Origin of the sequence: Agromyces humi, assembly GCF_009720255.1 — a bacterium.
Lineage (GTDB): Bacteria > Actinomycetota > Actinomycetes > Actinomycetales > Microbacteriaceae > Agromyces > Agromyces humi.
In genome coordinates this window covers 1-8,856 of sequence record NZ_WJSP02000141.1, presented here as the reverse complement: position 1 = coordinate 8,856, position 8,856 = coordinate 1, and the positions used below count along the sequence as shown (strand labels likewise).

Annotated in this window: 5 protein-coding genes; 4 read left to right on the top strand and 1 reads right to left on the bottom strand. The window is 72.9% G+C overall.

Annotated elements, in window-relative coordinates; translation table 11 throughout:
- Both GH736_RS12365 and GH736_RS12360 read left to right on the top strand, forming a co-directional pair.
- Nucleotides 1–477 (top strand): hypothetical protein (locus GH736_RS12365; protein WP_203230751.1); only part of this gene is annotated, 477 nt, incomplete at its 5' end.
- A gap of 217 nt (nucleotides 478–694) precedes the next feature.
- Nucleotides 695–1,585 carry a serine protein kinase RIO gene (locus GH736_RS12360; RefSeq protein WP_159603667.1) on the top strand — a complete coding sequence of 297 codons (891 nt, stop codon included), beginning with the start codon at nucleotides 695–697 and terminating at the stop codon, nucleotides 1,583–1,585.
- Here the strand turns inward: GH736_RS12360 and GH736_RS25615 are convergent.
- Complete coding sequence (locus tag GH736_RS25615; RefSeq protein ID WP_159603665.1) at nucleotides 1,582–4,491, bottom strand: helix-turn-helix transcriptional regulator; 2,910 nt, start codon at nucleotides 4,489–4,491, stop codon at nucleotides 1,582–1,584. The two genes, GH736_RS12360 and GH736_RS25615, sit on opposite strands and share 4 nt — an antisense overlap.
- Nucleotides 4,492–4,626: 135 nt before the next feature.
- Here GH736_RS25615 and GH736_RS25610 point away from each other — a divergent pair, with 135 nt between their 5' ends.
- Together GH736_RS25610 and GH736_RS12345 are read left to right on the top strand one after the other, a co-directional pair.
- The gene (locus GH736_RS25610) at nucleotides 4,627–8,511 is read left to right on the top strand and encodes a S8 family serine peptidase (RefSeq protein WP_159603663.1); all 3,885 of its coding nucleotides are present in this window, start codon (nucleotides 4,627–4,629) and stop codon (nucleotides 8,509–8,511) included.
- A 129-nt stretch (nucleotides 8,512–8,640) separates the two neighbouring features.
- Nucleotides 8,641–8,856, top strand: a 216-nt coding sequence (locus GH736_RS12345) for an endonuclease/exonuclease/phosphatase family protein (RefSeq protein ID WP_203230750.1), incomplete at its 3' end; no start/stop codon positions are given.

Below are 8,856 nucleotides of genomic sequence, written 5' to 3'. Positions count from 1 at the left end.
GTGGCGAGCGCGGAGGCTCGGGCGATGACCGGCCGACAACGTGTCGCGGCGGCCGGGCTGCTGCTCGTCGCGGCATCCGTGGCCCTCTGCACCACCACGGCGCAGACGGATGCCGCGTGGAGCGACACCGAGGTCGGGACCAGTTCGCAGCTGAGCGCCGGCACCGTCGCCCCGGTCACGCAGATGACCTGCACCGCCGGCCTCCTGCAGCCGGTGACGTACAGCTGGACGGCACCTGCGGGCGGCCTCGCGAGGACCGGCTATCGCTGGACGGTCACCGGTGCGCTCTCCGGTTCGGGCACGCTGGCACCCACCGCCACGTCGGTGACGCTCAGCACAGGCCTGCTCGGCCTCGGCTCGGGCACCTTCTCGCTGTACGCCGTCGGGCCGGGTGGGTGGCAGTCCACGGCGAAGACCGGAACGCTGACGTTCGCAACCGTCGTGCTCGACGTCCTCTCGAGCTGCTCCGTGCCCTGATCGCGCCGACCGCCCGCACCGGCTCTGGACACCGGCGCCACGCGAGGCGTATGCTCGCGTCTTGGCCGCAGTCGCGGCATCCGCAGCACCGAGGCGAAGGGAGAGTCCGATGAACGTCATTGTCGTCGCGCGCATCGCAGACACCCTTTCCTGTGAGGCCTCCCGCCCGTAGCCGCAAGGCCGGCACGTCGGTGGCCTCCGCAACCTCGGAGACACCGTGACCTTCCTCTCGTCGCTCGACGACACCACCTCGAGCACCCGTTCCGCCACGCCGTTCGGCGCGGCATCCGACTCCCTCGCATTCCAGGCCGCCGAGCCCGGCGAGGGACAGCGCTGGTCCACCTGGCCGGCGACCATCCCCACCGAGCGCGGCCCCGAGCCGCGCCCCGACTGGCTCGTGACCTCGGCCGCGGCGATCGACACCGAGCTCGGCGTCGTGAAGACCGGCAAGGAGGCGAACCTCGAGCTGATCGAGCGCGCGATCCCGGATGCCCCGGTCGACGTGCCGGGCAACCGCGTGCTGCTCGCCGCGAAGCGGTATCGCACGAGCGAGCACTCCGACTTCCACCGCTCGGCGATCTACACCGAGGGCCGTGGCCTGCGTCGCACCCGCGACGTGCGCGCCGTGGCCAAGGGCACCTCGTTCGGTCGCGCCGTCGCCCGCGTGCAGTGGGCCTACGCGGAGTTCGACGCGCTGACCCGGCTGACCGAGCTCGGGGCATCCGTGCCGTACCCGGTGCAGGTGCACGACACCGAGGTGCTCATGGAGTTCATCGGCGACGGCCGGGTCGCGGCGCCACGGCTCGCGCAGGTGCGAGCGGATGCCGCGGAGCTGCGGGAGCTGTTCCACCAGGTCGTCGACTTCATGCGGCTCCTCGCCCGCGCCGGGCTCGCGCACGGCGACCTCTCGCCCTACAACCTGCTCGTGCACCACGGCCGCGTCGTCGCCATCGACCTGCCGCAGATCGTGGACCTCGTCTCGAACCCGCAGGGGTTCGACCTGCTGCATCGCGACTGCATGAACGTGTGCGACTGGTTCACGCGGCAGCGGCTCGAGTGCGATGCCGAGGAGCTGTTCGGCGAGCTCGTCGTCGAGGTCGGCTTCTAGGCGCGGGCGGCGGCCGGCGACGTCTCGGCCGGTGCCGCGGCCTCCTGCAGCGCCTCGGCCAGGTCGCGCCGCGACCGGGCGCCGAGCTTCCGCAGCGCCTTCGACATGTGGCTCTCGACGGTGCGCATCGAGAGGAAGAGCTCGATCGCGATCTCCTTGTTGGTCAGGCCCGCGGCGGCCAGCTCGACGACCTCGCGCTCGCGTTCGGACAGTTCGACGCCGAGCGCCCGCCGCCCGCCCCGCCACCGGGACGGGATGACGATCCCGTGCTCGCGCATCCGCCGGGAGACGCGTGAGAAGTCCCGCCGGGCACCGAGCTCGCCGAAGACCGAGAGCGCCGACGCGAGCGAGGCCGACCCGCGGTCGTCGCCGCGCTCGAGCAGGAACGTGCCCAGGCGCTCGGCGATCCTGGCCTCGGCCACGTGCGCTCCGGCGTGCTGCACGATCGACAGCGCCTCGTCGAGCATGCGCTCGGCCTCGGCATCGTCGTCTCCTTCGGCCATGATCGCCCGGCAGACGAGCAGGGCCGCGCGCGCCGACGGGGCATCCGCCCCGGAGATCCCGGTCTCCGACTCGTCGATCAGCGGCCGGGCGTCGGCCGGCTCGCCGAGCGCTGCCCGTGCCTCGACGATGCACTGCACCGGCTCGCCCGCCCACGCCCACAGCCCCTTCGCCCGGACCAGGTCGAGCGCCAGGGTCGCCTGCTCGTGGGCCGCCGCCGGATCGTCCACCACCAGCAGCAACCGCGCCAAGGTCGTCCGGGCGACCACCAGGGGCCACACCACGCCGACCTCCTCTGCGTCATCGATGACGCCCCGCAGTGCGCGGGCCGCCTCGACGGCACTGCCGGTGGAGGCGAGCAGCGCAGCCTGCAGCAGTCGCGCGTCGACCACCGCGCCCCCGAACTCGGTCGGCTCCTCGATGAACGCGTCCACGCGCTCGGCGATCGTCGCCCACCGTCCGGCGAAGAAGTCGGTCGCGAGCGACACCAGGTCGATCACGCCAGCCACCCTCACGTAGTCGGCGCGAGCCGCGACCTGCTTCGCCTCCGCGATCAGCGCGTCGGCGCGGCGGACGTGTCCGACGTGCAGTGCACCCTGCGCCCAGTTGAGGCAGGCGCGGGTGTGCTCGCGCGGATTCGATGCGAGCGCCGCGCCGTTCCGGACCTCGTCGATCGCGCGCCAGGCGCCGGGATCGCCCTGCTCCAGCAGCAGGGAGGTCCGGGCGATCCGCACGGCGAGGTCGACCGCCGGATCCTCGCTCAGCCGCGCCGCCTCCTCGGCCTGCTCACCCCAGGCGGCGTGCGCGTCGACGTGCGCGCCCACGGCGATCTCGGGCACCGCCAGCACCGCGAGCGCCCTGGCCGCGAGCGCCGGCCGGTCCTGCAGGTCGGGAAGTGACATCCGGATCTGGTCGAAGCCGGCTCGGGCCAACCCCTGCTGGCGCAGCATCCGTCCCAAGGCGAAGCGCAACTCGCCACGCACCGCCGGCGCAAGCGAGCCGCCCTCCAGCAGCCGGGTGAGGATGGGCACGGCCTCGGTATGGGCGAGTCCGTCGACCGCCACCCGACCGAGCTTCCCGGCCAGCCTCACCCGGACGGCGAGCGGCACCCGAACGGACTCGACCACCTCGAGGAGGAACCGCGCGGCCGCAGAGTCGTCCCCGTTCGTCACGGCGAGATCCGCCGCCTGCTCGGCGTAGTGGACGAACTCGGTCGTGTTCCCGGCCCGCTTGCTGTGATACGCCAGCCGCGCGCTGGGGGCGGGCCCGGGGCGTGCCGAGATCGCCGCCGTCGCCCGCTGATGGAGCCAGCGCCGGCTCGTGGCCGGGAGGCTCTCGTACACGACCTGCTGGGCGAGTGCGTGCCGGAACTGCGGTCGATCGTCTTCGTCCTGCAGCAGGCCGACGGACTGGGCGCTCGCGATGGCACCCACCACCTCGCGGGTGGAGCGCTCGGCGACGGCGGCGAGCAGTTCGACATCCACGCGACGGGACAGCACCGACGCCACGCCCACGATCTCGCGGGCCGACGGGTCGAGCACCGACAGCCGCTGCAGCACCACCTCGCGCAGCGCGGTCGGCACGGTGAGGCCGTCCAGCAGTTCGAGGCTCTCGGGCAGGTGCTCGAGCAGCGTGCGGAGCACCTCTTCGAGCACGAACGGGATGCCGCCGGTCTTCTCCCGCAGCTCCGCGGCGACACGTGCCGACAGGTCGACTCCCAGCACCTGCCGTGCGAGCTCCCGCACCTCGGCGGTGTCGAGCGGCGCCGGCCTCAGCATGGTCGCCGGGCCGGCGGGGGCACGAGCGAAGGCTTCGCCGACCGGCAGCGGCCCCGACTCCGCTCGGGCGGTCAGGAGCACCGCGAGGTTCGGCGGCTGGTGGAAGGCCAGGAATCGGAGCAGGTCGAAGGTGCCGCTGTCGGCCCAGTGCGCGTCCTCGATGACGAGCGCCACCGGCCCCAGGTGCTCCAGCAGTTCGGCCACGGCACGGAACACCTGGTGCCGGGCGGCACCGGGCTCCGCGACGGCGGGGGGTGGGGGCGGCAGGACGTGCGCGAGCTCGGGCATGAGGGGGGCGAGCGCCCCGGTGACCGCTCCCAGTGCCTCCGGCCTGATGTCCGGTGCGGCCTGTCGGAGCGCGTCCAGCACGGGCCCCAGCGGGAACGGCTCGTGCAACTGCTCGCACTGGCCGATCAGCACGAGCATCCCGGACAGCGCCGGGTCGCCGACCACCTCGCGCACCAGTCGGCTCTTGCCGATGCCCGCCTCGCCTTCGACGATCGTGAGGGACGGGGTCGTGCTGAGCGCGGTGCGCAGGAGATCCAGGTCGCGGTCGCGGCCCACGAGCGCCGAGGCCGTCGATGACGGCCGGGGAGGGGGGCGATGGTGGGCGCTGATCTCGGGCAACTCCCATCCGTGATTCGGTGCCGAACCCGCTGCGCTGAGCAAAAGCCAGTGTAAAACACGGATGTTCCGACGGTGTTTCTCCGCATAGCGTCCCCACAGCGGACCCGCGTGGGCGGGCGGACTCGGAGGGACACCATGCGACACGCACATTGGACACGATCAGGCGGGGGGCGGCGCTGGTGGTTGGCGGCGCTCGCCGCCACGGCGATGCTGGCCACTGGAGCACAGGGCGCGGTCGCCGCACCCGAGCCCGGCGGAGTCGGCCCGGCCGGTCCCGACGACGAGGCCCAGGTCGAGGTGACGACCCCCGCAGGTGCGGCAGTGCCGACCGAGGCGGCGGCGGAGACCGAGCCGCAGACCTACATCGTGCAGCTGGCCCTCGACCCGGTCGCATCGTACGACGGCGGCGTGCCCGGCCTGGACCGCACCCGGCCCGAACGAGGGAAGAAGCTGGACCCGCAGGCGTCGGCGGTCGCGGCGTACTCGGAGCACCTGCACGGCGCCCAGCGCGCAGCTCTGGCCAAGGTGAGCAAGGGCACGCCGCAGCAGCAGTACGTCTACGCGTTCGACGGCTTCTCGGCCGAGCTGACGGCGGCCCAGGCTGCCGACCTGGCCGCGCAGCCGGAGGTCGTCGCGGTGACCCCCGACGAGCTCGTCGAGTCGACGACCTCGAACACGCCCTCGTTCCTCGGCCTCGATGCACCCGGCGGTATCTGGGAGCAGCTCGGTGGCCCCGGGGGCTCCACGAAGACGGCGGGCGCCGGCGAGGACATCGTCATCGGCGTGATCGACTCGGGCATCTGGCCCGACAGCCCGAGCTTCTCCGACCGGGTGGGCAATGCCGAGAAGGGCAAACTCGCCTACGCGCCGCTGAAGTTCGCCGGTCGTTGCGACTCCGAGCAGACCGTCGGGGACGACTCATGGGACGCCGACCTGTGCAACAAGAAGCTGGTCGGGGCGCGCCACTTCAATGCCGCATGGGGCGGCGACGCCGGCGTGGCCGCGGAGCTCCCGTGGGAGTTCCTGTCTCCCCGTGACTACAACGGGCACGGCACGCACACGGCGTCGACCGCCGCCGGCAATCACGACGTCGAGGTGACGGGGCCGGCCGCTCCGCTCGGCGCGGTCACCGGCATCGCCCCCCGTGCCCGCGTGGCCGCGTACAAGGCGCTGTGGTCGGCCAAGGACGGGTCCACGGCGAACGGCTACAACTCCGACATCGTCGCCGCCATCGACCAGGCGGTCGCCGACGGGGTCGACGTCATCAACTTCTCCGTCTCCGGGACGGCGACCGACCTCCTCGACCCGGCCGAGATCGCCTTCCTCAACGCCGCCGCGAGCGGCATCTTCGTCGCCGCCTCGGCCGGCAACGACGGCCCGACCGCAGGCACGGTCGCGCACCCCTCGCCCTGGATCACCACGGTGGCCGCCGGCACGCACAACCGGAGCCTGGTGGGCTCGTTCACCCTGGGCGACGGCTCGCAGCACGCCGGCGCCTCCGCGGCCGCCGCGGCGGTCGGTCCGGCTCCCTTCATCGACTCCGCCCACGCCGGGATCCGCGGCGCTGCCGATTACAAGGTCGAGCAGTGCTGGGCCGCGTCCGACAACGGCGGCACGCCCGTGCTCGACCCTGCGCTCGTCGCCGGCAAGATCGTGCTCTGCGACCGGGGCGAGAACCCGCGGGTCAACAAGAGCCGCGCGGTCGCGGAGGCCGGGGGCATCGGGATGGTGCTGGTCAACACGGCGCCCGACAACCTCGTCGCCGACTTCCACTCGGTGCCGGCGGTGCACGTGGCCGACACCGAGCGCGGCGCGCTCAAGGCCTACGCGGCCACGGAGGGCGCGACGGCGACGATCGCGAAGGGCGAGGTGAACCTCGACGCACCGGCGCCCACCGTGGCGGCGTTCTCGTCGCGGGGCCCGACCAGCGCCGCCAGCGGCGACCTGCTCAAGCCCGACCTCATCGCGCCGGGCCAGGACATCCTCGCCGCGGTCGCCCCTCCCGGCCAGGCCGGCATGGACTTCAACCTGATGAGCGGCACGTCGATGTCGGCGCCGCACGTGGCGGGACTGGCGGCCCTGCTGGCCGACCGGCACCCCGACTGGTCGCCCATGATGATCAAGTCGGCGCTCATGACCACCGGATCCGACGTCCTCGACGCCGACCCGAACGACCCGACCACCCTCTACGGGCAGGGCGCGGGGCACGTCGCCCCGAACTCCGCCGTGGACCCGGGCCTGGTCTACGACAGCGGCGTGGACGACTGGATGGCCTTCCTCTGCGGCACGACGAACGGGGTCGAACCGCAGTCCTGCGACGACCTCGAGGCGGCCGGACACTCGCTCGACGCGAGCGACCTGAACCTCGCGTCGATCGCGATCGGCCGAGTCAACGGCACGGAGCAGACGGTGACGCGGTCGGTCACCAACGTCGGCAACGCCGCGAGCACCTACACCGCGCAGGTGACGGGACTCGAGGGACTCACGGTGACGGTGGAGCCGAGCACGCTGACGCTCCAGCCCGGCCAGAGCGCGGCGTTCGCGCTGACGCTCACGGTCCCCGAGGGCACGCAGAGCAGTGCGCTCGCGGGACAGCTGACCTGGAGCGACGGCGCCCACGACGTCCGCAGCCCCATCGTCGTGCGCGGCCTGCGCAACGGCGCGGAGGCGTGGGAGGCGCGCTTCGACGGACCCGCGGGGCCGGCCGGCCGGCCGGACGACGAGGCGTTCGGCTCGGCGGTGACGCCCGACGGTTCACGCCTCATCGTCGCGGGGAACAGCTACCCCGCGGGCTTCGGCACCTTCCGACCCGACTTCATCACGGCCGCCTACGACCCCGAGTCGGGGGAGGAGCTGTGGTCGACGACCTACGACGGCCCCGTCCAGGGCGGCGACGAACTGACCGGGTTCGGCCTGAGTCCCGACGGCTCAACGGTGTTCGTCGGGGGCAGCTCCAGCGGCGAGGGCACGGAGTCGGACTTCGTCACCATCGCCTACGACTCGGCGACCGGGGAGCAGCGCTGGCTGCAGCGGTTCGACGAGCAGGGGCTGGGCGACTTCGTGGCCGGCCTGACGGTGAGTCCGACGGGTGACCTCGTCTTCGTCACCGGCATGGCCACCCGGGAGCGGTCGACCGATTACGCGACCATCGCCTACGACGCCGTGACGGGCGAGCAGGTGTGGATCTCGTACTTCGACGGTCCGGGCCAGGAGACCGAGGATCCTCGCGACATCGCGGTCAGCCCCGACGGCACCACCGTCGTGGTCACCGGCCAGAGCGCCGGCGTGGAGGGATCGGGGCTCACCAACTTCGGCACGGTCGCCTACGCGGCCGCCACCGGAGCGGAGCTGTGGTCCGCCCAGCACGACGGCCCCGCACACGGCATCGACCTCCCGACCGCCGTCGCCATCGCCGAGACCGGCACGGTGTTCGTCTCCGGGTCGAGCGGCGCTGAGAGCAACGACTGGGCGACCATCGCCTACGACGGCACCACCGGCGAGGAGCTCTGGACGACCCGCTTCGACGGCGAGGCCGCAGCGACGGACACCCCGCGCACGTCGGTCGTGTCGCCCGACGGAGCGACCCTCGTGGTCACCGGCAATTCCGACGGGGTCGGCACCGACTCCGACTACGCCACCGTGGCGTACGACATCGCCACGGGAGCGCAGTTGTGGGTCGCCCGGCATGCCGGCACCGCGAACGCGCTCGACATCGCGCAGTCGGCCACGGTCACCCCCGATGGCCGCCACGTGATCATCACCGGGTTCGTGGACAACGCCGAGTCGCGCCGAGACTACGAGACCATCGCCTACTCCCTGGCCACGGGCGAGCAGGTCTGGTCGGCGGCATACGACGCCGGATCGGGCACGGACGCCGCGACCTCGATCGCGAGCGACGTGACCGATGAGGGTCGGCTCCGCGTCTTCGTGAGCGGTTCGAGCGCGGTGCTGGAGGGCTTCGACGAGAGCGACTCCGACATGACCACGCTGTCGTACGTCGACCCGCTGCCGGCCGGGTAGTCGACGGCTCGTCCCACCAGCGGCGTCGCCCAGCCGGGGCGGCGCCGCTGCGGCATCCGGGGAAACCTGAGCATTGACACCGGGTCAAGGGGTTCCCGGATGCCGCGGGCGCGGCCTAGTGTCGCGCCCGTGCGACTCGTGACGTGGAACGTGCTGTGGCGCTTCGAGCCCGACTGGCGGGCCCGTGAGGCCGGGATCCTGGCGACGCTCGAGCGGCTCCAGCCCGACGTGATCGGCCTCCAGGAGTGCTGGGGCACCGACGAGACGTCGCAGGCGCACATCGTCGCCGAGCGGCTCGGCCTGCACGCGGCCTTCGCCGCACCGTCGCTGCCGCCCGTGCCCGAC

Coding starts and splice junctions, on each gene's coding strand:
- GH736_RS25610 (WP_159603663.1), top strand. CDS start 4,627: ATGCGACACGCACATTGGACACGATCAGGCGGGGGGCGGCGCTGGTGG.